Source organism: Radiobacillus sp. PE A8.2 (assembly GCF_045635475.1).
In the GTDB taxonomy this organism is placed as follows: Bacteria; Bacillota; Bacilli; order Bacillales; family Amphibacillaceae; genus JBJGXI01.
Map to the genome: position 1 here is coordinate 17,011 of NZ_JBJGXI010000011.1, position 24,552 is coordinate 41,562.

General features: G+C 37.8%; 29 protein-coding genes. 14 read left to right on the forward strand and 15 right to left on the reverse strand.

The window, feature by feature from the left end:
- The first annotated feature begins 55 nt into the window (after positions 1-55).
- From ACI6MV_RS07880 to ACI6MV_RS07890, 3 genes are read left to right on the forward strand one after another with little or no spacing between them, the layout of a single operon-like run.
- Positions 56-529 (forward strand): hypothetical protein, encoded by a 474-nt coding sequence (locus ACI6MV_RS07880; protein ID WP_407269734.1) that lies wholly within the window; start codon positions 56-58, stop codon positions 527-529.
- A 12-nt stretch (positions 530-541) separates the two neighbouring features.
- On the forward strand, positions 542-790 hold the full coding sequence (locus tag ACI6MV_RS07885) for a hypothetical protein (RefSeq protein WP_407269735.1): 249 nt from the start codon (positions 542-544) through the stop codon (positions 788-790).
- The gene (locus ACI6MV_RS07890; protein ID WP_407269736.1) at positions 774-1,580 is read left to right on the forward strand and encodes a hypothetical protein; all 807 of its coding nucleotides are present in this window, start codon (positions 774-776) and stop codon (positions 1,578-1,580) included. The genes ACI6MV_RS07885 and ACI6MV_RS07890 overlap by 17 nt, the downstream gene beginning before the upstream one ends.
- A gap of 76 nt (positions 1,581-1,656) precedes the next feature.
- Here the strand turns inward: ACI6MV_RS07890 and ACI6MV_RS07895 are convergent, their stop codons facing one another.
- Positions 1,657-2,538 (reverse strand): SMP-30/gluconolactonase/LRE family protein, encoded by an 882-nt coding sequence (locus tag ACI6MV_RS07895; protein ID WP_407269737.1) that lies wholly within the window; start codon positions 2,536-2,538, stop codon positions 1,657-1,659.
- A 77-nt stretch (positions 2,539-2,615) separates the two neighbouring features.
- A complete protein-coding gene (locus ACI6MV_RS07900) occupies positions 2,616-3,227 on the reverse strand; it encodes a TetR/AcrR family transcriptional regulator (RefSeq protein WP_407269738.1) in 612 nt (203 codons plus the stop codon).
- Between the two features lie 169 nt (positions 3,228-3,396).
- Here ACI6MV_RS07900 and ACI6MV_RS07905 point away from each other — a divergent pair, with 169 nt between their 5' ends.
- Positions 3,397-4,179 (forward strand): SDR family oxidoreductase, encoded by a 783-nt coding sequence (locus ACI6MV_RS07905; RefSeq protein WP_407269739.1) that lies wholly within the window; start codon positions 3,397-3,399, stop codon positions 4,177-4,179.
- Between the two features lie 44 nt (positions 4,180-4,223).
- On the opposite strand, the gene ACI6MV_RS07910 is transcribed toward ACI6MV_RS07905, so the two are convergent.
- A complete protein-coding gene (locus ACI6MV_RS07910; protein WP_407269740.1) occupies positions 4,224-4,424 on the reverse strand; it encodes a hypothetical protein in 201 nt (66 codons plus the stop codon).
- A 19-nt stretch (positions 4,425-4,443) separates the two neighbouring features.
- Positions 4,444-4,965 (reverse strand): YehS family protein, encoded by a 522-nt coding sequence (locus tag ACI6MV_RS07915; protein ID WP_407269741.1) that lies wholly within the window; start codon positions 4,963-4,965, stop codon positions 4,444-4,446.
- A gap of 195 nt (positions 4,966-5,160) precedes the next feature.
- On the opposite strand from ACI6MV_RS07915, the gene ACI6MV_RS07920 reads away from it, so the two are divergent.
- Positions 5,161-5,511, forward strand: coding sequence for a hypothetical protein (locus tag ACI6MV_RS07920; protein WP_407269742.1), 351 nt, complete (start codon positions 5,161-5,163; stop codon positions 5,509-5,511).
- A gap of 127 nt (positions 5,512-5,638) precedes the next feature.
- Here the strand turns inward: ACI6MV_RS07920 and ACI6MV_RS07925 are convergent, their stop codons facing one another.
- Positions 5,639-6,007 (reverse strand): hypothetical protein, encoded by a 369-nt coding sequence (locus ACI6MV_RS07925; RefSeq protein WP_407269743.1) that lies wholly within the window; start codon positions 6,005-6,007, stop codon positions 5,639-5,641.
- Positions 6,008-6,232: 225 nt separating this feature from the next.
- Between ACI6MV_RS07925 and ACI6MV_RS07930 the strand changes: the two genes are divergently transcribed.
- The 3 genes from ACI6MV_RS07930 to ACI6MV_RS07940 all read left to right on the forward strand — a co-directional run bounded on the left by ACI6MV_RS07930 (position 6,233) and on the right by ACI6MV_RS07940 (position 7,262).
- On the forward strand, positions 6,233-6,445 hold the full coding sequence (locus tag ACI6MV_RS07930; RefSeq protein ID WP_407269744.1) for a helix-turn-helix transcriptional regulator: 213 nt from the start codon (positions 6,233-6,235) through the stop codon (positions 6,443-6,445).
- Positions 6,442-6,855, forward strand: a complete 414-nt coding sequence (locus ACI6MV_RS07935; protein WP_407269745.1) for a hypothetical protein — start codon at positions 6,442-6,444, stop codon at positions 6,853-6,855. The genes ACI6MV_RS07930 and ACI6MV_RS07935 overlap by 4 nt, the downstream gene beginning before the upstream one ends.
- An 83-nt stretch (positions 6,856-6,938) precedes the next feature.
- On the forward strand, positions 6,939-7,262 hold the full coding sequence (locus tag ACI6MV_RS07940) for a DUF1835 domain-containing protein (protein WP_407269746.1): 324 nt from the start codon (positions 6,939-6,941) through the stop codon (positions 7,260-7,262).
- A gap of 73 nt (positions 7,263-7,335) precedes the next feature.
- Here ACI6MV_RS07940 and ACI6MV_RS07945 read toward each other — a convergent pair whose 3' ends face one another.
- On the reverse strand, positions 7,336-8,694 hold the full coding sequence (locus ACI6MV_RS07945) for an RNA-guided endonuclease TnpB family protein (protein WP_407269747.1): 1,359 nt from the start codon (positions 8,692-8,694) through the stop codon (positions 7,336-7,338).
- A gap of 278 nt (positions 8,695-8,972) precedes the next feature.
- Between ACI6MV_RS07945 and tnpA the strand changes: the two genes are divergently transcribed.
- Both tnpA and ACI6MV_RS07955 read left to right on the forward strand, forming a co-directional pair.
- Positions 8,973-9,182, forward strand: coding sequence for an IS200/IS605 family transposase (tnpA, locus tag ACI6MV_RS07950; RefSeq protein ID WP_407269748.1), 210 nt, complete (start codon positions 8,973-8,975; stop codon positions 9,180-9,182).
- Positions 9,183-9,219: 37 nt separating this feature from the next.
- A complete protein-coding gene (locus tag ACI6MV_RS07955; protein ID WP_407269749.1) occupies positions 9,220-9,651 on the forward strand; it encodes a DUF3658 domain-containing protein in 432 nt (143 codons plus the stop codon).
- Positions 9,652-9,706: 55 nt separating this feature from the next.
- On the opposite strand, the gene ACI6MV_RS07960 is transcribed toward ACI6MV_RS07955, so the two are convergent.
- On the reverse strand, positions 9,707-10,171 hold the full coding sequence (locus ACI6MV_RS07960) for an RDD family protein (RefSeq protein ID WP_407269750.1): 465 nt from the start codon (positions 10,169-10,171) through the stop codon (positions 9,707-9,709).
- Positions 10,172-10,182: 11 nt separating this feature from the next.
- Entirely contained in the window at positions 10,183-11,184 is a 1,002-nt protein-coding gene (sppA, locus tag ACI6MV_RS07965) for a signal peptide peptidase SppA (protein ID WP_407269751.1), read from the reverse strand.
- A 213-nt stretch (positions 11,185-11,397) separates the two neighbouring features.
- On the opposite strand from sppA, the gene ACI6MV_RS07970 reads away from it, so the two are divergent.
- Positions 11,398-11,670 carry a hypothetical protein gene (locus ACI6MV_RS07970; protein ID WP_407269752.1) on the forward strand — a complete coding sequence of 91 codons (273 nt, stop codon included), beginning with the start codon at positions 11,398-11,400 and terminating at the stop codon, positions 11,668-11,670.
- A 70-nt stretch (positions 11,671-11,740) separates the two neighbouring features.
- Here ACI6MV_RS07970 and ACI6MV_RS07975 read toward each other — a convergent pair whose 3' ends face one another.
- Positions 11,741-14,542 (reverse strand): leucine-rich repeat domain-containing protein, encoded by a 2,802-nt coding sequence (locus ACI6MV_RS07975; RefSeq protein WP_407269753.1) that lies wholly within the window; start codon positions 14,540-14,542, stop codon positions 11,741-11,743.
- A 141-nt stretch (positions 14,543-14,683) separates the two neighbouring features.
- Complete coding sequence (locus tag ACI6MV_RS07980; protein WP_407269754.1) at positions 14,684-15,493, reverse strand: hypothetical protein; 810 nt, start codon at positions 15,491-15,493, stop codon at positions 14,684-14,686.
- Positions 15,494-15,648: 155 nt separating this feature from the next.
- On the opposite strand from ACI6MV_RS07980, the gene ACI6MV_RS07985 reads away from it, so the two are divergent.
- Positions 15,649-16,500 carry a DegV family protein gene (locus ACI6MV_RS07985; RefSeq protein ID WP_407269755.1) on the forward strand — a complete coding sequence of 284 codons (852 nt, stop codon included), beginning with the start codon at positions 15,649-15,651 and terminating at the stop codon, positions 16,498-16,500.
- Between the two features lie 70 nt (positions 16,501-16,570).
- Here ACI6MV_RS07985 and ACI6MV_RS07990 read toward each other — a convergent pair whose 3' ends face one another.
- The 4 genes from ACI6MV_RS07990 to ACI6MV_RS08005 all read right to left on the reverse strand — a co-directional run bounded on the left by ACI6MV_RS07990 (position 16,571) and on the right by ACI6MV_RS08005 (position 20,185).
- A complete protein-coding gene (locus ACI6MV_RS07990) occupies positions 16,571-17,278 on the reverse strand; it encodes a SurA N-terminal domain-containing protein (protein WP_407269756.1) in 708 nt (235 codons plus the stop codon).
- A gap of 385 nt (positions 17,279-17,663) precedes the next feature.
- Positions 17,664-18,011 carry a hypothetical protein gene (locus ACI6MV_RS07995; RefSeq protein WP_407269757.1) on the reverse strand — a complete coding sequence of 116 codons (348 nt, stop codon included), beginning with the start codon at positions 18,009-18,011 and terminating at the stop codon, positions 17,664-17,666.
- Positions 18,012-18,125: 114 nt separating this feature from the next.
- The gene (locus ACI6MV_RS08000) at positions 18,126-18,971 is read right to left on the reverse strand and encodes a DegV family protein (protein WP_407269758.1); all 846 of its coding nucleotides are present in this window, start codon (positions 18,969-18,971) and stop codon (positions 18,126-18,128) included.
- Positions 18,972-19,528: 557 nt separating this feature from the next.
- Entirely contained in the window at positions 19,529-20,185 is a 657-nt protein-coding gene (locus ACI6MV_RS08005) for a hypothetical protein (RefSeq protein WP_407269759.1), read from the reverse strand.
- Between the two features lie 212 nt (positions 20,186-20,397).
- On the opposite strand from ACI6MV_RS08005, the gene ACI6MV_RS08010 reads away from it, so the two are divergent.
- Positions 20,398-21,603 (forward strand): threonine synthase, encoded by a 1,206-nt coding sequence (locus ACI6MV_RS08010; protein ID WP_407269760.1) that lies wholly within the window; start codon positions 20,398-20,400, stop codon positions 21,601-21,603.
- A 46-nt stretch (positions 21,604-21,649) separates the two neighbouring features.
- Here ACI6MV_RS08010 and ACI6MV_RS08015 read toward each other — a convergent pair whose 3' ends face one another.
- On the reverse strand, positions 21,650-22,510 hold the full coding sequence (locus tag ACI6MV_RS08015) for an ROK family protein (RefSeq protein ID WP_407269761.1): 861 nt from the start codon (positions 22,508-22,510) through the stop codon (positions 21,650-21,652).
- Positions 22,511-22,863: 353 nt separating this feature from the next.
- On the opposite strand from ACI6MV_RS08015, the gene ACI6MV_RS08020 reads away from it, so the two are divergent.
- Positions 22,864-24,486: a glycoside hydrolase family 9 protein gene (locus ACI6MV_RS08020; RefSeq protein ID WP_407269762.1), complete on the forward strand. Its 1,623-nt coding sequence runs from the start codon at positions 22,864-22,866 to the stop codon at positions 24,484-24,486.
- Positions 24,487-24,552: the final 66 nt, after the last annotated feature.

Consider the following 24,552-nt stretch of genomic DNA (forward strand, 5'->3'; position numbering starts at 1 on the left):
TACACTGGTTCTTAAACTATTTGTTGGAACGTTTAATATTTCAACGATTACAAGTGTGTTAGATGTCAGTCTGGCAGATATGATAGAAGAAGAATTTGTGCAAAGGCTTTATCAAGTTTACCATTTAATTGTAAGTATTTTAGAAGCGTTTGGCGTTGAAGATATCCCACCACTTGATGAGATTCCACTTCCGCCAATGGATGAATTACCTCCACTTAAAGGGCTTCCTGCGTTAAGTATGGAAGATTCTGTACTTGCTGAAGGTGATGTGGATACTAAGCAATTACACAGTATTTTAGCTGTTGATGAGTTAAAAGCAATGCTAACTCAATTGATCACTCTTGCAAATGAATTAGAAGCAGAAGATGACTCCGACGTAGTTTCAACTTATCAAGCGTTGGAAACATTTTATACGGAAAATATTGAGTCTGAGTTAACAGAAGACCCAGCATTAGATTCATCTTTACAACCAATCGTCGGCCAAATCTTTTCGGTATTGGAAGGGTTCTTTAGTACAAGCGCGGAGTAATTCGCCTATTTTATGGGGATTCAAGAACTCACTGCGGGTGCCACTATGGGGTATGACATCTACTATAGTGCGGACGGAGAAAACTTTGACGCACTAACGAAAGACGGCTTTGGACATCCGGAAAGCTACGGATTACGTACATTCTTACGTGCGGATGATGCGTTATTCTTTACAACATCTGGTCCATATAATGGTTTTGAAGTTTGGAAATTACGTACGGAAGCTGACCAGTACAACCTCACCATTGGATTTGAAATTTAGTGAAGCGACAGCAACTTCACGAGATGACGTAACGTTTAATTTTGATTTAAAACCTTTGATCGAAAACTCGCTAACTACTAGTTTATCGACGTTCAGTATGGCTACAGCAGCTGCAGCACCAGCTACTGCAACAACTTATAAGGTTTATGTAGATCAAGCACGTACACAAGAAGCAAGTGCCACAGCGACGGTACAAGATGACCAATTAACTTTAACATTGGATGCACCTGTAACCGAGTCTACTAAGTTTTACGTGACCGTTACGGAATATGGTAAATATGAAAGTATTCCAGTCGAGTTAACCGTTCATCCTTATCAAATGAGTGATGATGCGACGTTAGCTGCACTTAGCTATACTGTGAATGGTGCTGATGCAGTGACGGTACCAAGCTTTGATCCTAATACCTATGCATACAACCTAATACTCCCTAGTAATACAGCGAAAGATGCTGTTATCAACTTAGTCGGTCAAACTGCTGATCCGTTAGCTTTGATCACTGCAATCAATGGCGTTACACTAACTGACGGTAAAGGATCTGCTACGTTGGTGGTAACTGCTGAAGACGATAATATCCTTACTTATCGTGTTACATTTACTGTTAAGGCAGAAACTGATGTGAAGCCAGATAAAGATGAACCAGTTAAAGATGGCAATGAGCCCGGTAAAGAGTTACCAGACACTAATCGTTCCATGGATGCTATCATTTATTCCATTGCGATTGGAATTGTTTTATTAGCAACTGCTGGTGTACTACTTCTTATTAATAGAAGAAAATCGAAACAAGTCTAGTAATTAATAGGAGAAGCAGGGATTCGTCCCTGCTTCTTATTCAACAAACACCCGTTGCGTCGGTTTCTATTATTGCTCATACCTTACCAAACTTAAAACTCTGCACCCCTTTAACATCTGCCTGATACTTGAATACTCCTCCAGCAAGGGGCTGGTCCTGTAATGCTGCATCATCTAATCCGTTCCGAGCAGTCGTGATATATAATTCATCCATATTCACACCACCAAATGCACAAGAAGTTACTTGTGTTGCCGGAATTGAAATAGAGCCTATTTTTTCCCCGGCTTCTGGGTTCCAGCGAGACACTTGCGATCCACCCCATTGCGCAATCCAAAGCATGCCTTCATCATCAATTGTCATGCCATCCGGTACACCTTCTCCTTCTGGAATTGTGATCACTTCTCTTTTATTAGCAATTTCACCCGTTTCGATATCATAGTCATATGCCACTACAAGCTTAGTTGGAGAGTCAATATAATACATCGTCTTATGATCAAGGCTCCATGCAAGACCATTGGAACAAACAACTTGGTCAACTTGACGCCTCACACTGAAATCAGTGTCTAAACTGTAAAGTGATGCTGATTTTTGACCGAAATGAAAAGCCATTGACCCTGCTAAAAATCTTCCTGCAGGATCACATTTCCCATCGTTAAACCGGTTTTCCGGCATATCACGCTCTGGTTCGGTGATCATCTTTAATTCTTCTGTTTCCATATTAAATAAATGAAATCCATGCTCCAGCGCGAGAATCAATTCACCGGAATGCGTGACAGCAAGTGCACCAACATACTGACCAACATCAACACTCCGATTGTGACCAGTTTTCGGATCATACTGATTCACCAGATGCTCCTCAATATCTACCCAATAAAGCAATTGACGATCATGATCCCAGCAAGGACCTTCCGCTAACGTGGCTTTCGCATCAAGCACAAGACTTAGTTTTTCATTCATAATTTTTAAGACCTCCTATCCGATATTTATTAAATAGATTAAAACAGCAATTGGCTCTTATCAAGCCTAAATCTAACTTACTTATACTCACTACGAACAATCCTAAATTCCTTTGCAAATGATTTTAAAATTTCAATTAATTGGATTGTCATATCATTTGGAGATGGATAATAACCGCTTCTGATCCATTCCAGGATTAGCCCAGCAGTACCGTGCGCCATATAACGTTTATGTGCGGTTGTGTTTATCGTAGTTGACTCAACAGCTGTCAATATAAATCGCTCCTCTAAAATTTCGTAAATAGCTCTAGGCATGTCTTGATTCAAGCCAGGAATCGTATCATCTTTTATATAAAGATTGAAAAATTCTTGATTCATAAATATGTAATTCATTAACTCAAACGAATAAGGACCCATCTGTTCAACCTGAATCACACGATCTTCTTCATAGCGATCCATACTCGTATTTTTAACGCCGTCAAACATCTCTTGTCGCAGTTCCTCGGTTATATCTGGTTTATCTAAATAATGTAGGTAGAAAGTAGTCCGGTTATAGTCAGACCTTTTTACAATATCTGTGATTGAAACGTGACTATATCCTTTTTCATTAATTAGCGAAATATATGCACGCTTTAAATCTGATTTTGTTCGTTCACTTCGTTTCGAAAGACTTCCTGACTCTGCTTTCATCGCAACACTCCTCCTAATATCTACAATTATTATAAAAGTGTTGATTTTATCAACAAAACAACGAATTTTACTGATTGAGAAGAAATTTGAGCGCGTTTACAATTGATATATAAGTATTATTATCATATCACAATATGTGATATACAACGGAAAAAAGGAGTGCATATAAATGAAACGTTATGAAGACAAAGTCATTATTGTTACTGGTGGAGGATCAGGTCTTGGCAGAGCAGCCGCTCTAGAAGTAGCTAAAGAAGGCGCGAAATTAGTTCTCGTCGATTTAAATAGTGAAGGGTTAAATGAAAGTAAAAAGGAAATTCAAGCAGCTGTTGAAACAGCCGAGATTGAACTAGTAGAGGCAAACGTATCAAACGAAAAAGAAGTGGAAAAATATGTACAGTTCACAATCGACAAGTTCGGTAAAATTGATGGCTTTTTCAACAACGCGGGAATCGAAGGAACACAAAATTTAACCGAAGAATATGGAAGCGATGAGTTTAATCGCGTTGTAAACGTAAATTTAAACGGTGTTTTCTATGGTATGAAATATGTGCTTAAGGAAATGAAAAAACAAGGCTTTGGTTCCATTGTTAATACTGCTTCTGTAGGCGGGATTCGTGGTGTTGGCAATCAGTCCGGCTATGCGGCAAGTAAGCACGGTGTTGTTGGCTTAACTCGCAATTCTGGTGTCGAATACGGTCAATATGGTATAAGTATTAAAGCAATTGCCCCAGGTGCGATTATGACTCCAATGGTAGAAGGCTCACTAAAACAAATCGGTGGCGAAAACTGGGAAGAAGCCGGAAAAGAATTCGTCAGTGTCAATCCAATGAAACGCTTCGGTAAGCCTGAGGAAGTTGGTGCCTTGGTTGCATTTCTATTATCTGATCAAGCCAATTTCATTAACGCAGCTGTCGTGCCTATTGATGGCGGACAGTCTTACCAATACTAAGGTATAAAAAAGCCACAGCGCCGTTGCTGTGGCTTTTTATTTGATCAGCGTTTTGAATTTTTATGTTTCTTATCAGAAGCAATAATAACAATTAATAATGCAATACCATACATCAAACCTTGTATGATGGCATGTTTCCAACTATTAAAAGGCAGAAACATGCCAATTATCGGAGCAAGGAAAATAATAGTCAAACCAATCTCAAATAGTCTTTTATGGGACAACGATTTAATTTTATCTAACAACTACACCCACTCCACTCGATCACTTTCTATACTTTAATGCTAGTCCTTTCAAGAAATTCCTAGCGTACCGATCGCCACATGCTACATAATTCTTATGACCTTCTTTTCGTAATATAGCACTTAATTCTCCTTTTGTGATGATCACTCCTGCTTCTGCTAAAATATCGAGCATCTCATCACTAGTTAACGTAAGAGCAATCTTCAATTTTTTCAGCAAAACATTATTAACACTTCTATTATTTTTTATCGACATCGGCGGTTTCTCTGGTTGTCCAGGCTTCGGATCTTGTTTCCCTCTTTTATGTATAATAAGCCCATTTAAAAAGGATTCCAATGTGAGATTATCACATTCGATATTCTCTTCTTCATCTAGAATATTATCTTCATAATCCTGACTTTCCTTGGTCTTAATCAGCATTTTCTGCACTTCTTCTTTTGTTACTTCTATGTTTCCAAGTTTAAATATTTTCACCATATCTGCATCTTTTATATCGAGCGCATATCTTAATCGTATTAAAATATCATTATTATTCATGTCCATTTTAGAAGCCTCCTTCACTACTTTTACCATTAAGATACTAGTATAACACTTTAACACATACTTATAATTTTTCAGGAGATTATGAAAAGCTGGTCACTGCGGAATGGTATGTGAATTAACACTATATCCCACTCATATGTATTGGTCGCTGCTTAAAAAATAAGGTATACTTGTCTTAACAAGGAGGTGATACTAATGAGCAAGGAAAGATTTGACCGAATTGAGGATTTGTTAACACAGTTGATCTCGACGGTAGCAACATTAGTTACTGAAGTAAAATCAAGGAAAACTGACTTATCCCCCATGAAAAATGATGTTGGCTCACTAAGAACTGACATGGACTCCCTTAAAAGTGATGTCGGCTCACAAAAAACTGACATGGACTCTATGAAATACGAACTAAAATCCTTAAGAGAGGATTTTACCAACTTTGTCTTATTAAGTGAAAAACGTCATACGGAAACGTTGGATAATTTTCGCCGAATACAAGCAGACCAAGATCACATTTTGGGAAAATCCTTTAAAAACGAAAGAGAAATTGCCTAATTAAAAAGACACTCTTAATCTCCCTTTCCCCAAATACTCAGCCCCTTAAAATAACCTCTCGTTTTCTTTACCCAATATAAAAAGGTGTCAGATTCCTTCTACAAAAAGAAACTGGCACCAGTTTAATTTATAGAACACTCCACAACTGCAAAATAATGATAACAGAAAAAATAATAAGCTGTGGTAAAGTCGCTTTTAACAACTCACGGTGCTTAATCATCGATATGATAAGAACGGATAGGACATTTATACAAATTATACCTACAGGAATGAAAGCCGCAAACCCTGTTAACGCAATAATTTCTGCAAAAGTCAAAACCTCAACTAAACCAACTGCAAACACTACTATTCCACCTTGCAAAGACATTACTCTTAAAGATGCAATTAACATATTGTTTGCCTTTACCTTTTTCAGTTCGTCTACTTGCATCTTTTCGCCGTAGATCACATGCACAACACTCATTAAGATAAGAATAATTCCAGCCGCTAATTTCAAAAGCATCTCTCCTAGTTTCAGATGCATATACTTTCGACAATACTGCGGAAAACCCTTTTTTCTTGTTGTTGATTATAACCTACGCTCATATTACGAGGACGAATTGTAGGATAATGCTTAGCGTGTTCTATTTCAACAAAACTGTAAACATATCTTTACATCTCACTGTTTATTTTTTATACTATACGTAAAGATATCTTTACACATCGGTTTGGAGGTTTGTTCGTGAAAGTAATCAATCACATTCGAGAAATTCGGTTAAGCAAAGGTATATCTCAAGTCAAAATGGCGGAAGATTTACAAATCACACGCCAAACAATTAATGCAATTGAAAAAAACAAATACAATCCTAGTTTGGAATTAGCGTTAAAATTAATTGATTATTTCGATGTGCCGATTGAGGATTTGTTTTATTTAGAACAGGAGGAAAAAAGGTGAAAAAACAGCATCAATTATTATTTGTTTGGGCTTTTCTTATTGTTTGTATCTTAATAGGTGGCTTCTTAGGACTATACCTGATAGGTAAGGAAATGGGCGAATATCCATATGATTTGGTCGCGCCGATGATTGGTGGAGTATTGATTGGAATTGGAGTAACGCTTATTTTTATGTTTCTTCGTAAAAAAAGAAAAACTAATCTACCACAATTCGACGAACGTAGCATTGTACTTTTCAAACGATATTTCATCGTTGTACTTTATGTCGTTATGATTGGTTGTGGTGCTGCATTAGTGGTTTTGTATGCGAACGGGATTGATAAGATAGAAACGGGAATGTTAATCGTTTTTATGGGGGCATTATATGTGTTAATCATACTTGGGGCACTGGTTATGAAGATATTGTTCTAGGAGAAGGGTGATATTTTCACGCAGTAAACACTGCCTCTCCACGCTATATTTTGGTATCATTATCCATGAGAGGGGCCGTTGTGATGATTGATGAATTAAAAAGGCTGATTGGCGAGTCTGATGATGATGAAGTAAAAACGTTATTACTTCTGATTTTACTACGAATCCAAATGCTTGAGGAAAAAAATCAATATTCAGAAGACCAATTAATACTAGACTTGAAAAAGATCTATCACGATTTTCTAAATGTTAAAAGCGAACAAGAAAGTAGTGTTAACCTTGATCCAAACTATAAGGCAGTCCATATTGTTTTCGGTGATTCGGCCGCCAGTAGTGTGAAAATGGCACTTAAAGAGATGAAATTGCAAGATGAGGAAAATGTTATCTTCTTTTCGGATTTATTGTGAACCTCTCCAACTAATTGCTATCGCAATTTGATGGAGCATCCCTTATCTTGAATACAGTACAAAATAAGCTTTGTTAAGCCACCTTCGGTGAATTCATTGCTTGATTAAGACTAATTAACGAAGACAAAGTCTGTTGTGTTCTTTTTGACAAATCAGGAACTTTTGCCTGAAAAGCCAACCATTTCTTTTCAGAGATGGATTTTTGGAATCCACGAACAAAGTATCTAGCCCCAATGTTATATGTTGCTGAAAGGTCCGCGTTATAGATTTTACCGGATGTGAATGTTGCAAGATCTCTTTTTGTATTACGTTCTACTTTTCCTGAACCATCAAATGCTAATGCGCTTGTATTACGTGCATTTATCCTTGAGATTCTCATACCTTGATAATGCGCCATCTCTTCGACCTTATTCTGAATGGCTTTCTTTCTCCAATATCTCAATTTGAAACGAAGTTTCTTTGCGCCATAATGATTATTAGGGACTTTCATTTTATCAAGGTACTCAAAAACAATCACATCGCAATGATGAGCATTTGCAAAACTTACAATTTCAGACGAAGTGTGGTTAATAATGTGTTTTTGTAAGCCTTTAATTCTTCTCCAATAATTTGGTGCTGCTACCCAACCAGAATATGCCTGAGCTTTACGAAGTTTATTCGTCACGGTATACAGTTGGTCTTTTTCTATTGGCTGGTTAATAAACTTACGAGCCAAGACAGTGCCACTTGCATCCATGATTGAACAAACTGCAGATTTATTGATATTTAAGTCAACAGCACAAATAATTTGGTCTTTGATTTTGTTTTTTGACAATTCTACTTTCGATGTATAGGTAAAGTTGAGAAAGTATTTCTTTCCTCTTCTTACAAGCTTGGGATTACACTCTTTCCAATCCCAAACCCCGCGTTTATATAGGTCTTGTTCTTTGAATTGGATATCCACCCACACCCAATCATTCTTATGGAATATTTTTATTTGAGCACTTGTATCGGATGTTCGCTCAAACATGTTTCCTCGATAAAAAACTGGGAATTCTTTATGTTCTATTTGTAATGTTGGGGAATTTTTCTTGAACTTCTTACCTTCGGCTAGAGCAATTTCTTTTTCTTTTAACCAGTTACGATAGTTAGAGCGAAAGCTTTTGACTTTACCAAAAGCACTTGCAATGGCACTTCTTCTAAAGTAAGAAGGAAATTTATAAAAGTGTTGATCAAAATCTTTATATTTTGGAGAAGGATTTGATGTGGTTCTATGTATAAGTCGCTCTACAGCAGGCACGATATCTTTTGAGGTAAATTCATTGAGGTTACTAAACTCTTTTTCTATAACATTAATGACAAAGGATAGTGCACAATTATAAATAGCTAAAGTGTTATCAAAAATATGTGAGTGATTGGTGATTTTATGACTTAGCGTTTTTGCTATTTTCATTATTACACCCCTCTTTACAGAACGTGTGTTCTAAAATAAACTATATCATGTAGTTATTTAGTTGTAAACAGAAAAGGGTAAATCAATGACACCTTTTAACAAGAATAGGCATTCTTTTTACAAACTCACATATCATTTAATTGTTGTGAACAAAATATAGACATAAGTGTATTTCTGAGGTCATCTTGAAAAGGCTAAGAGAGAATAATCTATCACTATTTGAAAAATGAGATTGCGAACTTATAGAATTGAATGGCAAGGAGGAGCTTATACATATTTTGTTTGATGCCCCACCTCAAATCAATCTAGCAAACACCATTAATAGTTATAAAACTGTGACATCACGTTATATTAGGAAAGATTTCCAAGAAGAACTATCGAATTATTATTGGAAACCTTATTTCTGGAGTAGAAGCTATATGATCTTAACTACTGGTGGAGCAACTATTGATGTAATAAAAAAATATATCGAAAATCAAGGAGAATAAAGACCTTAGCGCCTAACCCCCACTAAATCGGTAGATTTTGAAGGGGAATGCGGCGCTAACATTTTGGTTCAAAACTCAATTCGGCACGGAGCATTTCCCATTACATACAGGAGAATTATCACCAGAAAGAATCACACACCTATTAACTGCTGAAGAAAGGGAAAAACTTGAATCTGAATGGGAGCAATTATCCACGCAGCAGGAAGTACTTCGGATTTGGCAAGAAGGTAAGTTACATCATGTTGATGCATCCTATTTCGATGACTTTATTATAAGTAAAGCAAAAAAATTGGACAGAGGTGAATTTATGAAATCAGCACGTCTCATTGGTGAAGTGATTGGGCATTTAGAACAATACATCGGCGATGGGTATGTGGAATATAGGGTTAGACATTTAATTATCAATGGTGTATTTGACATTGAAGGCGTGCCCAAGGCGATGCGGTTTTATAGTGTGAAACTTCGATAAGTTGGTGTGTTCAGACAAGGAAATGCAACACAGCATTTCCTTGTCTGAACTATCCCTATTCCGCAAACACGACTCGCGTACTAGCAAACATATCATGTATTCCCTGTTTTTCATTTGTAAAGGCTACAAACACATACAAAAATAAACCAATAAAAAACACACGATGAATGAATCTACCGACAACTTCTCTGAACAGAAGATCACTCCATGTTAGTGGTTTATCATCTTCCCGTATTACTTTCAATCCAAAAATCATTTTTCCTAACGTCTGCTTAAAACTCTTTGTCATAAACAAAAAGTATAAATAAAAGACGATCGAACTAATAATCCCAGTGACCGTCCAAAAGCCAATATCCAATTGAATATTATCGTTCATAAATTTGAATGGAATGAGCAGGATGCCGTTAATGCTGAATACAATGATTAAATCGGTCACATACGCCCAAAACCGCATCCAAAATCCTGCATATCGCTTTTCCTTAGGTTGCTCTTCAGCAAACACTACTTGCGCTTCACTCATTACGACACCCCCTATTTAGAATATAAATACATGGCACGCGGTGCGTTACCTTCGCGTAACAGATCTTGTATTTCAAACATATCCGAGTCCGCTCTGAACATACTTTGCATCGATACACCTAGGAATTGGTTAATCCCCAAGCCTTGTTCATACTCGACAACTTTTGCGTTACCTAATTCTTGCTCTTCTATCATCATCGCGATGGTATCATCTAGAGAGCCTAGTTCATCGACGAGATTTACCTCTTGTGCTTGGGCTCCTGTATACACGCGTCCATCACCTAACTCGCGCACACGTGGCTCTGACAAATCTCGGCCATCGACTATTACTTGCACAAAATCATCATACATATCATCAATCATCGTCTGCAGGATTTCACGCTCTGAATCGGTCATTTCACGTGATGTTGACATAATATCTTTGTATTCTCCACTCTTGATCGTATTGAAATCCACGCCTATTTTATCGGCCAATTCTGCAAAATTAAAACTTTCCATAATAACACCGATCGACCCGGTTAGTGTTGCGTTATGCGCAATGATTTTATCAGCTGGCGCCGCAATATAATAACCGCCTGAAGCTGCGGTATTGCCCATTGATACGTAAACAGGCTTCTCATATTCTTCTTGAATTTCAACGATTTTATCGTGTATCTCTGCACTTTCCACGACTCCTCCGCCAGGTGTATTAACGCGGAGTATAATCCCACTTACATTACGATCTTCTCCTGCTTTATCAAGCATCTCCAAAAATCGTTTATGGTTATAGGCACCCGTGTTAATAAACGAGCTAGGTGTCGTATCCTGAATAACTCCATTTAAATGAAGCACTGCAATTTTATTCGTTCCTGCCCCTTCCTCAATTACCTTTTCAGAAATGTCATCATCGATTTGTTCCATGCTAAACATAGATTCAAAATCAGCAGTGGCAATACTTGATATAAACTGAAATGCTATCGACACAAAAAACAGCCCAACTGCAATCACTAATGCAATCCATCGTTTCATGTTCATATGTAATGTCCTCCATTCTTCTATTTATAGTATCAATAGTACAAGAAAAAATACCCATTTTCGAGTTTTGACAACTTCGGATTTGAGTATTTACATTTTCTCAGAAAGCACAAACCTTCTACCATGTAACCGTCTCCAAGATACCACGTATATTTAACGCACTTATAGGCACATTAAAAACGACGATTCATGAAGAAATAAGGAGGTATTATTTTGAGAAGAGGCAATAATCTTTCAAGTATGCAGGACCAAACGCAGCTTACGCAAGCACAGCAGTCTATCATGCACCTGCGAAATGCGATACATCAAGCACAAAGTCATCCAACCAATGAGGTGATGGGTCAGATCACACACGCAATGGAACGTGCCGAGAAATCGCTCGAGCAAGCAGAACAGGTTGCCGACAACGAAAGTGCTATAGGTTTAGCTCGTCAAGAGTTGGCACAACAAAAACAAGCTTTTCAGGATTTAAATCAAAATATGTAATTCGGTTTGTCAAAATAGAAAATGGGACCACCATAGTAGGCGGTCCCATCCATATTAAACTCTTTGAAATTTACAGTTTACTCTGTCGCAATCGGAATAAAAGCAGTCCACCACCAACTACCAGTAGTCCAAGACCTAGTAACATCAATTGATATACCCATGGTGTTGCGGTGTTCGGTAATTCATTTTCTTCGTCTGTGCTAGTACCCTCGTCATCGGTTGTATCATTGTCCATATCGCCGTTTCCACCATTATTATTGTCGTTTTCTCCACTGTCAGTATTATCGTTGTTGTCATCATTTTGCTCGTCATCGCTGTCTTCCTTACTGTCAACAGTAGCAAAAACACCATATGTGGAGAAATGAGCAGGGTGGATCATGATTTTCCCACTATCTACATGTCCGTTCTGCTTTTCCCATTTACTCGTTGATGGATTATAATAATATATGTCTACCTGGCTTTCTGTATAGCTATTCGTTTCATAGCCCATAACTAAAGTAAAATCATCAGAAAAACTTGTGTTAGCAGGGTAAACAAAGTTAAAGCTGAACGCTTTACCTGCGGATTCCATTCCATCCCCTGTTGTATTACCAGTCTTATCTGATACAGTCAATTTTGTTCCAAGTGGTAAATCAGATGGCGTCGTGATCACAACATTTGTCCCTCTGATTGTAACATTTTGATCTGCAAATACTTCCGTTTCAACATCAGGGTCTATCACTATATCTTCGTGATTCCATTTAAGTGGTTGTGTTACAGTCCCTGTATATTGCCCTTCATCAAATGCATAGGAAAGATCGGTTTCATATACTGTCAGGCCAGTCCATGTAACGTTTGGCGCTTGATATGTCCCACCATCATTTGGCATTATATTACCAACAATCGATCCATCCGCCAACATAATCTGATTTTCTAAAGTTAAAGACGTTTCTGTCGACTGCACTTCTTTTGCCGGTAATATGATTTCTTGATCAAAAGCATACAAATGATCTAATCGATTAATCAGACCTGTCACTTGTGATAAATCACTAACCGAGTTATAGCTTACATTTAGTATTTTTAAATTTTGTAAATCCTTTATTGGTGTAAGGTCAGTAATATTATTGCTGAACACCATCAATTCCACCAAATCTGTCATGTTACGTAAAAAGGTAAGATTACTAAGGTTTAAACCTGCTACATTCAACTCTTTTAACTGCGTTAAACCTTCTAGCACCGCTACACCAGCATCACCTAAATTTTCAAGATAGGCTATATTTAACGCTTCTAAGTGATCCAGACTTTCCAACGGCTGGATATCGGTAATTCCTTTGTTGTCTACAAGTGAAAGCTCCTCTAAATCTGTAAATACGGTGAATCGTGATAGATCAGTGATGTTATTGTCATTAAGACTAAGGTACGTTAAGTTAGGTAATTGGAAGATCGGCTGGATATCATCATCTTCAAATTGCTGTCTGTTCACGGTTAATTCAGTTAGATTTGTTAAACTACTGATCGGTGAAAGATCAGTGATATCTGTGTCCATAAGGTATAGGCTCGTTAAATTCGTCAAATTGCTTAAAGGTGTGAGATCATCAATTGGCGTTGCTTGGATTCTTAATTCAGTTAGGTTGGTCAGATTGTTTAGTGCTGTTAGCTTGCTAATCTGATTATGACCTATGTCTAGGGAGATTAAGTTAGTCAATCCACTTATCGCTGAAATATCATCAAGCATACTGCTGTCGATATTTAAGTGCTTCAAACTAGTTAGTCCACTTATTGGTGTAAGGTCATCGAACTGATTATAACTCAACGTCAGTTCCTCTAAATTAATTGCATATTGCAGTCCTTCCAAATCAGCTATATTCTCTCTAAAACCTCTAAGCTTCGTAAGTGATTCTAAGTCCACTTGTGTCGGTTCGTAGGATGTAGACTTTCCTAATTCAACATTAATTAATTGTCTTAATGCGTCATCTGGGATCAACGTCCTTTTGATCGGCTGTGTTACGGTTCCAGCGAAGTTTCCTTGTTCAAAAGTGAAGGACCTTTCTGTATCCGTAGCAGTTAATCCTGTCCATTCAATTTCTGGAGAATTGTAGGTTCCACCGTCACTTGGCGTAATATTGCCATCAACAACGCTACCGTCACTAGCAATGACTGGATTATCTATCGTCAATGAAGTGGCTGAATCTGCCAATACTTTATCAGGTAACGTGATTGTTTGCATTTCTGCATCGAAAGTTCCTAACAGGCTAATGACCGTGTCTATTTGTGATAAATCACTTACATTGTTACCTCTTATTGATAAGCTTTGTAGATTAGTAAAGTCTTTAATTGGTGTAAGATCTTTGACATTGTTAAAAGCTAAATCCAACATAGTTAAATTTGTTAAGTTGCTTAAAGGATTTATATCATTAATATCGACAGAACGTAACGACAAGTATTCTAGCTGGACGAAATTACTAAGTTGCGCGATATCAATATTATTATTTCCTTCTAAACTTAAGTAGGTTAATTGATTTAGGTTATTTAATGGTGTAATATCACTCAATCCAGAATTGTGTGCTATGCTCAACTCTTCTATGTTGACTAAACCGCTTAGTAGTGATATTTCTGTAATTTCATTTCCATTTAGAATAAGCTCCTCCAAATTGATCGCATGTTGTAGCCCTTCTAAATTTGAAATATCCCTACCAAAAGCAGTCAGTGTTGTAAGCGATTCTATATCTGCGATGGTAGGTTCATATGTGGCAGGTTCACCCAGCTCATCATTAATCGCTTCTTTTAAGCCAGTATCTGGAACTACTGCTGTAACGGCATCCGCTTTCGGTACCACTAGTCCAATCACTGCTACAAATAAGAGTACCATCAGTACAAAACTCTTTTTTATCATTAACACGTCTCCTTTGTATGGTTATTCCACAATCAAATCCAATTCTCATGTGTATGTACCATACTACCGTTAACGCTTACGCACGAACACTATACCCTGGTATACATTTTCACAGTGACGGGGTTACTGCCCCCCTTTATCTCACCTATTATTCCTTTCCAGAAATAAGTAACCTACCATTCCTAACAAGACTTGTTTATGAGGTGTCGGAATTTCATTACTTAATTCCACAATATCATTGTCGATATCCTTAAAAATATTAGTGTATTCATGTGGGAAATAACCGTTATAAAAATGCGCCCATGTATGCTGTTTTTCATCCTTCAATGTGAAATCACCTGAAAATCCATCTACGTTGACAGGTAAAATAACCTCGCCTTGCTCATTTCGTAATTCTCCATGTAATTTTATAAGGCTTTTAAATTCCTTTCGCACATATTCACCTAGAAATGTACGATTCTGATCATAGACAGCTATGATACTTTCCTTAAAGCCTTTACGTTTTAACGTCAACAACGTCTTATTGTCGTTTGAAATAAATGCAATTGTAATCGGAAACAAAGTGATCAGTGAACTTTGGTAAAGCAGGACAGGATATAACCACCAAGGAAGCTGAGCAGACTTAAACATCCCTATGTAATGTCCATTTTTCTCAAAGCAAAGCACCCTTGGGTTTAGTCCAGCATCTTTCTTTAATACAAGGTGATCTACATCCGTTATGGCTTTATCTGAATTGGGTATGGCGATTTCCTTTATCTTGTTATAATGTCGTCTACTAACAATAGCTAAAAAGAATAGAAATAAAGCTGGCATTAAGATGAGTGATGCCTCCATCCATTCCTGCCCTGTATCAGGTCTATCAAATATGATAAATCCAACAAACAAGACTGTAATTACTACAAATCCGACGTAAGCAAATTTTTCCCTTCGTTTATACATTGCTGCAATCAAACATTTCTCCCCCTAACAATGATAACTAGCCTATTTAGCTTAGTAATTAAGATTTTTTCCTTATAATAACATATAATTTACACGGTTCTTATGAATGACGGCACCTTTTCCTGTATAGTATTAAATGTAATACATATATGGAAAGGGGAAAAAGTATGAGAAGAATTATTCTATCGACAGAAAGCGGAGCAGACTTGCCACAGGACCTAGCAGAAAAGCATAATATTCAAATCGTTCCGATGCACATTATTATGGGTGAAAAGGATTATTTAGATGGCTCTTTACCCGTACAGGATATTTACGATCATTATGACCGCACAAAAAAAATACCTTCTACAACTTCAACAAATCCTCATGAGTATCATGATTTTTTCACCAAGATAAAAGCTGATTTTCCTGACTGCATTATCGTTCATATTGGTTATACGTCTAAAGCCTCTTCCTCCTTTCAACACGCAGTGATTGCTTCAGAGAATTTTGATAATCTTTTTCTCATTGATGCCCTGAACGTTACAGGTGGCCTTGCTGCGGTTGTGTTGTATGCTGCTAGCGTATTAGAAAAAGAGCCTACGATTCAGCCTGAACAATTGATAGAAAAAATTGAAGCAATCATTCCAAAATCAAAACTTGCTTTCGTTCCTGGTAGCTTAGAGTTTTTAAGAGCGGGTGGACGAGTTAGCAATGTCGCTTATCTCGGAGGTGCTTTGCTAAAGATAAAGCCTCGTATTGAATTGATTGATGGCAAACTCGTTTCAACAAAGAAATACCGTGGGAAAATGAGTAATGTTGCAGAAGCGCTGATCAAAGATTATTTCAATCAATATGACATTGATAGAGAACTTATTTACCTACAATACTCGATTGGATTGGATGAACAGATTATGGAGCGGATCGATGAATTAATAAAAGAATTTGGATTCAAAAATGTCCAATGGATGCAAGCTGGCGCAATGATTTCCACTCACGCCGGTCCTGGTGGGTTCGGAATTGCAGGATTAGAAGTTTAAGCTTCATCTACAATAAAAAAACAGGAGTGGATTTCACAGATGGAAACCCACTCCTTATCAGGTGACAAAATTAAATTAATGTCTCAATTTCACTTTCTTCTCTGAGAATTTCAATTTCAGCTGCAAGTTTACCTTGTTGCTTCTGCTGCATTAGTGCATCTCTAATTTGAGATTCAACTTCTTCTAATGCTGGAGCTTGATCACCTTGCTGATTCACAAGTTGATCATAATAATCTTGAATTTCTTGATCCGTTACTTCCACCGCTGGAAGTTCTTGCTCCATATATTTGTTAAGCTTAATTTCATAGGCAAGCTGATTTTGTAATGATTGCTCCGTTAATTCAAGCTCTGTTAATTGTTGCTGATATTGTTCGTCACTCTCAAATTGTGATTTAATCTGTGCTAGTCTGTCATCAATCTCGGAACTCGGAGCTTCAATTCCTACCTCTGCTGCTTCCTGCAGGAGTAACTCCTGTTCAATCAATCGGCTCAATGTCTGTTCTTGCAACTGGCTAGCGTCGCTCACATCTTGTCCATACTGCTGAAACATCATTAGCGTTTGGCTATACATATCATTATATTTACTACCAGTAATTTCTTCACCATTGACTGTAGCAACAACCTTATCCTCTGCTACTTTTTCTACCTCTGTAACATCTGAGGAGGTATCATCCGTATTTTGTGTGTTATCATCTGCGCTTTCTTCTTGCCCACTACAAGCTGCTAGAAGTAGACTTAAACTTACAGCAGCGACAATTAATAGTAATTTTTGTTTCATATTAATAACCCCTCTCTTTCCTTATTAAGTATACTTCACTAACAACTGTTCCTCAGTCAGAATCTGAATAAACATTTTTTGTTAGAATAGAAAAAGAGTTTTTCCATGATGGTTTATTGAGTGTGGAAATTAACTAAGTATGGGGAGACATTTGATTTAAAATAAAAATGCGTTAAAGTTAACTTTAATACTGGGGTTGTTTTTAGGTATGCATTACAAGACTTTAACCAAGGACGCTGCAAGGTGTAATTCATAGTGATTGATTATAAGAGGAAATTTCAGCTTCTTTAACATGATTTTTTTCATTAACACCCTATTATAGTTAAACGATTCTGTATTTTGTTCAAAAAAAGACTCCAGAATCAAGAAACCGTCCTCTTGATGGCTATTTGAACACTTCATCTTCTAATTTATTTACTCGTGATGATAAGGATTTCAGTTCCTTCTTTGACGCCGCTCCCGCTACATACGTTTCTATGACCACATTACTCATTTGCTTTGTTAGTATATCCAGCTTGTCATTTACTTGAGCAAATCCATTCCTCATTTCTACTCTAAGTGAATTCTGATCTTTTCGCATTTCTGACAGTTCTTCCTTAAACTCTGTGCGAATTCCTGTTAGTTCTTCCCTAAATTCAGTACGTATTCCTGTTAGCTCTTCTTTAAATTCTTTACGCATTCCAGTAAGTTCATGTTTAAAATCAGTCAACAGTTCTAATATTTGCTTTTCCATCTTGTTCACCTCCTTGTCCTCATTATAAATGAATGCTTTACCACTTACGAGATATAAGTTTTTTCTCAAGTTTGCAATCAAAAATAGACCCCTGCATAAAGGGTCTATTGTTCTTTACTTATCTTTTAACCAAGCAACAGACATTGTCCCATATCCTGTATGTACACCGGCAACTGGAACTAAAGCTTCCACCTTAATTTTGATATGGTCATGGAGCTTCTCCAATTCTTGTTTCCACTGATCCGCTGTCTCTTTCACACCTGCGTGCATGATACACAACTCAGTAAATTCTTTTTTCTCGACAGCTTCTTCAATGATTTGGAAAATCCTTCTTGTTGTTCGTTTTTTGCTGCGGATTTTTTCATCAACAACTACTTTGCCATCATCAAACTTTAACAACAAGTTAATATTAAGCAGGTTTGCAAACACGGTTTGAGTGGTGCTTACCCTCCCACTTCGTTTTAACTGTTCCAAACTTTCTGGCAGTAAGTACATTTCAGTTTTAGCAGGATACGTGCGTAACGTTTGCACAATTTCCTCGTACGTTTTTCCTTTTGATTGGAATTCAATGCCATTAGAAATCATTTTACCGAGTGCGTAGGAGCCGATTCTTGAATCGATGACTTCAACTGGAAAGTCAGCCAGTTCCGCTGCACTGATTGAACTTTGGTATGTACCGGTCAGTTCACTTGATGCATGAATCGCAATCCCGACATCGTATTCACCTTTTAGACGTTCGTATAATTCGACGAATTCTCCATAAGCAGGCTGACTCGTTTTTGCACCTTCGCCATGCTGTCTTAATAATTCATAAATCTCTTCTTTTGATATATCAATATCTTCTCGGTACGATATGCCATTTATATTTACAATCATCGGTAATACATGGATATTGTTTTCATCAATAAATGCTTGAGACAACCCACATGTGCTATCCGTTATCCAGGCAATTTTAGTCATTAAAATTTCCCCTTTATGCAATAGAAGTATTGTTACTTAATAGTAGTAGTTGCTACTGAATTTATCATGAACAACGTATTAATAATAGTGACAAACGTAATTATTTTTAACTATAATTTGAATTAGCTGTTAGCTTATACCTATATAATTTGTTTACTACTTTCCAATTATTCGTATATATATAGGCTTGACTGTTCTATTCTAGGACGACTTTCCCCTTTTTCTCCAAACAGATTTGTAACTAATTCGACAAACTTTATGAAATTACGAAGCAAAAATCTTTTCCCGGGAAATATGTCGTATACTGTCTAGCTATTATAATAGGGAAATATATAAGAAAAGCGCAGAGCGCCGCTCAGAAACGTAGCGACTGGAGCGAATCGACTAAAGATAAAGGAATCATGATGAGCTTGCGAATCAATGATGACTTATCGTAGGCGATTCGTGAAGTCGCCTAGTTTCTGGCGCTCGGAGCTAGACACGCACAAAAAAATCCAAAACACTCTATCACAAAAGGTTTTGGCTTTTTTTATAATCGACAGTTATCAGATTATATATCACTTTTTATCTTGCTCTTCCTTTCTATCCTTCATCATAAAAAAATTCAATGGTTGTTTAGACCCTGAAACCAACTTATAAAAATAGGCAGCTGTTACATGATATCCATCTTCCATTTTGTCTGAAAGGTGACTCGCTCGCTCAAAGATCGTCGCTCGAATATTGTCTAACTGCCTTAGTGCTTTTTGCATTAATGCCTCTTGGCTTTCCAACCGGTCTAGTACGTGATCATGATGCTTTTCTTGATGATTTATTTGATCTGCCATCTGTTTTTGTAAGGACAGCATTTCCATCATTTGCAGATTAATTTGCTGATAACTTTCTAACTTTTGTAGCACCGCCTGTGTTGATTGATCAATTTCAGTTAGCTGTGCTTGTGTATGCTTAGTCACATTCTCTCGGTCAACATTTTGTTCTTTTAATGCGTTTAATTGGTTATCCACATCCTGCCAACGCGTTGATTGCTTGAACTGATGTTGCTGCTGAAGCAATTGTAATTCATCAAATGATCTTGATAATGATTTGTTAATTCTTTGCTGTTCATCTAACAGCTCAGAAAGATAGTTAAGCCGAAAACTACTTTGATTTGATGCCTTTAAGTTAGCTTTCGTTTTATACAGTGTTGGATATTTGCCATTGTTAATAAATAAGCTCATTTTTAGCCTTCCCCCTTTTTGTTATTTTTCTAATATCCTATGCAATCATATGGGTACAGGGGACAGTTAACTTATAAATTCTTGGACTATATCAATTGGCCAATTTCATCATACAAACCTTTTAACAATATATCGTTTCCTAAGACTATTTGTTGCACAAAATAATATGCAATAATAGAATCATAGCTTACAAACAGAAAGGAGCGCTTTAAATGAAATATAGTTATATTTCCCATCTCTATTGTCCAAAATGCGAAACTACATATGATCACACAAAAGTGAATCAGCTCTGCGAGTGCGGAGCACCACTATTGGTGGCCTACGATTTAGAAGAGCTTTCTAAAAATTTAACCAAAGCCGAATTACTTGTTAGAACCGCTAGCCTTTGGCGTTACCATGAACTTTTACCAGTAGTAGACGAAGCCAATGTTGTCACATTAGGGGAGGGCATGACACCTTTATTGGATATGCCCTCAATCGGAGCTGATATGGATATTCCTAATCTATTCATGAAGGATGAGGGAATTATTCCGACTGGTTCCTTTAAAGCGCGCGGTGCAGCTGTTGGTGTATCCAAGGCCAAAGAACTAGGTGTGAAAGAATTAGCGATGCCTACGAATGGAAATGCAGGTGCAGCCTGGGGACTGTACTCTGCACGAGCAGGGCTGAAATCAACGATTGTCATGCCTGTTGATGCACCGAAAATAACGAGGAATGAAGTCGCCGTCTCAGGTGCCAATCTTCATATCATTAATGGATTAATTAGTGATGCTGGCAAGGTTGTTGGACAAGCCGTTAAGGAATATGAATTATTTGATGCTTCGACGTTAAAGGAACCATACCGAATTGAAGGAAAGAAAACAATGGGACTTGAGATTGCAGAGCAAATGGATTGGAAAATGCCTGACGTAATCCTCTATCCAACTGGCGGTGGTGTTGGTATTATCGGCATTTATAAAGCTTTAACAGAATTGAAAGAGCTTGGTTGGGTAGAAGGAAAACTCCCACGGTTAGTAGCTGTGCAAGCAGAAGGTTGCGCGCCAATCGTAAAAGCTTGGCAGGAAGGGAAACAGGAATCACTTTTCTGGGAAAACTCCTCAACGATTGCTTTTGGGATCAATGTACCAAAAGCAATCGGGGACTTCTTAGTCCTTGATGCGATTTATAAAACAGAGGGTTGTGCGATCGCAATTGAAGATGATGCAATATTACAAGAGCAAGAAAAGATCGCATCCATGGAAGGTGCGTTTGTTTGTCCTGAGGGCGCTGCGACCTTCGTAGCTGCACGTCGATTACGAAAATCAGGATGGATTGAAGACAATCAAGTTGTTGTCGCGTTAAATACAGGAATGGGTATTAAATATCCAGAAACTGTTTCGGTTGATGTGCCTGTAATTGAAAAAGGCGACAAAATATAACAAAAATCAATCCCCGATGTAAACGTCCATCGGGGATTTTTTTAATTTATTCGGCTTTATCCGCCGCTAATAAAAGACTGCCGGTAATTCCAGCATTATCCTCTAAGCCTGGTGGAACAATATAATCTTCCAGTGCCGGCGTTTCAACATAATGATGTAACAGCTTTTCGAACTGCTCACGAACGAGCGGAAAAAGCTGCTGCTGCTTCATCACGCCACCACCTAGAATAATCACGTCCGGTCTTAGAATTAACGTATAATTCATAAGTGCTTGCGCCAAATAATAGGCTTCCATCTCCCACACTTTTGCATTATCAGCCAATTCATGGCCTTTTTTATGGTACCTACCTTCAATCGCTGGCCCTGCCGCTACTCCTTCCAAACAATTACCATGATATGGACAAGTACCTGCGTAATCATCTTCAGGATGAATTTTGACTAGAATATGCCCCATTTCCGGATGACCAAAACCTTCTAGCACTTCTCCATTAACGACAGCTCCACCTCCAATGCCTGTACCTACCGTTAAATAAATACAGGAGCTGCTTCCTTTGGCGTTGCCTTTTTTCGTTTCTCCATAAGCCGCTGCATTCACATCTGTCGTCCATGCGACAGGTACGTGATAACGATCTTTAATCGCGCCAAGGAAATCATAGTTGTTCCAGCCTTTTTTCGGAGTAGATGTTACGTAACCGTATGTATCCGAATTTTTATTTACATCAATAGGTCCAAAAGAGCCAATCCCGATTGCCTTTAACTTGTATTGGTCAAAAAATGCAAACACGTGCTCCAACGTCTCTGTCGGCGTTGTTGTTGGAAAACTAACCCTTTCTACTATTTGAAACTGCTCATCGCTGACAGCACAAACAAATTTGGTTCCGCCTGCTTCTATTCCACCATAATACATAAGAAATCCTCCTACTAATTTGTTACGTCGCTTTATTAATTGTCCTATGTAAACTTTACCATCGTTAGCAGAAATGGAAAAGAATGATTTTACGCAATCCCAAAATTAAAGTAATAGCAAGCAAGTAAACAAGTCCATTCAAACTTTGTACAGTCGTCAACTAACTTGTTAGAACTTCTGATAAAGCTGGCATTTATTTTTTTCTTGGCGATAATATATTCTATTATCAGTGAACACTCTCCACCTAAATCTAAGATTTTGAAGAGGAATTCTCGCCTGTTTTTGTTGAAAGCATAGTACACTATCATTTAAAAGCATGTAAGCGTTACACACAAATTGAGGAGTGATGAAGCATGAAACATAGAAAACGGACAATAACAGTGAATCAGATTGGTTACCCACTAGCAGCAAAGAAAGTAGCAGTTTTTACTGAACCTAACCGCTCTTTTCAAGTAATCAATCAAGCTGGGAAAATCGTTTATAAAGGTGAACTGAGCACGCCACTTAAAGATAACAATAGTGGTATGATCATCCGCAAAGGGGATTTTACTGAATTAACTAAACCTGGTACATATCAAGTGAAAAGTGGATCCGCTACCTCTGCGTGGTTTGAAATTTCAGAGGCACCTTACCAAACACTTCATCACGGATTATTGAAGGCATTTTATTTATTTCGCTGTGGAATCGATTTGGAAGAAAAACTTGCTGGGCCTTGGAAGCATAGCGCTTGCCATACCGCAGAAGGTATCGTCTACGGCGAACCAGACCGCAAGCTCGTTAGCAGTGGTGGATGGCATGATGCTGGTGATTATGGTAAATATACCGTGGCAGCAGCTAAAGCAATTGCCGACCTACTTCTCGCTTATGACATGTATCCAGACGCTTTTACAAGACCGATCCCTATTCCAGAAACGGACAACCACACCCCTGATGTGTTACATGAATGCCGCTATGAATTAGCATGGTTATTTAAAATGCAAGATAATCGATCTGGTGGTGTTTTTCATAAGCTGACCACTCTTCAGTTTCCTGGCCTAGACGTGATGCCAGAGGCTGACAAGGCTGATTTATACTTTTCACCGATTTCCGCCACAGCTACAGCTTCCTTTGCAGCAATTATGGCCATGGCAGCACGTGTATACAAGCCATTTGATGCTATATTCTCGGAGAACTGTTTACGTGCAGCACAGTTTGCGGATGACTGGCTAGCAAAAAACTCCAATGTTGCTGGCTTTAAAAACCCTCCTGAAATCAGCACAGGAGAATATGGTGACAGCCAAGACATTGATGAACGCTATTGGGCGATGGCTGAATTGTATCGTACTACTGGTGACCAACAATACCATGAACGTTTCATACAAATCGCCAAGCAATCATTTAATAAATATGAATTAGGCTGGACCGATGTTGGTGGATATGGAACACTAGCTTATTTGTTGCATGGTCAATCAAATGCCGATGATTCCCTGTTTGAATCATTAAAGACTGGCTTGATCGAGGAGGCAGATAAGCTAGTAGCACAAAGTAATCGTGATGGATATTTAATTTCTTTACAAGAAAATCAATATATATGGGGCAGTAATATGCTTGTGATGAACCATGCAATGACCTTATTATTCGCCTACCATTTTACTGGTGATACAACTTTTGAGGCAAGCGCGCTAGAGCACCTCCATTACATTATCGGTCGAAATGTCCATGACCTTAGCTTTGTTACTGGTTTTGGTGACCACCGTGTTATGAATCACCACCACCGACCATCAGTGGCAGATAACGTGATTGAACCCGTCCCCGGTCTCGTTTCAGGCGGGCCAAACAAAAAATTACAAGATGAATATGTGAAAAAACATTTACAAGGTAGAGCACCTGCTCAATGTTTTGTTGATCATCAAGACAGTTACTCAACGAACGAAGTCACCATTTATTGGAATTCACCGACTGTGTTTGTTGTATCTCATTGGGTTAAACCAAAATAGTATTTTTATCAATAGTACTGTCAATGTAACTTGTTATGTGTGATCTTCATCGTTATCATTATTATA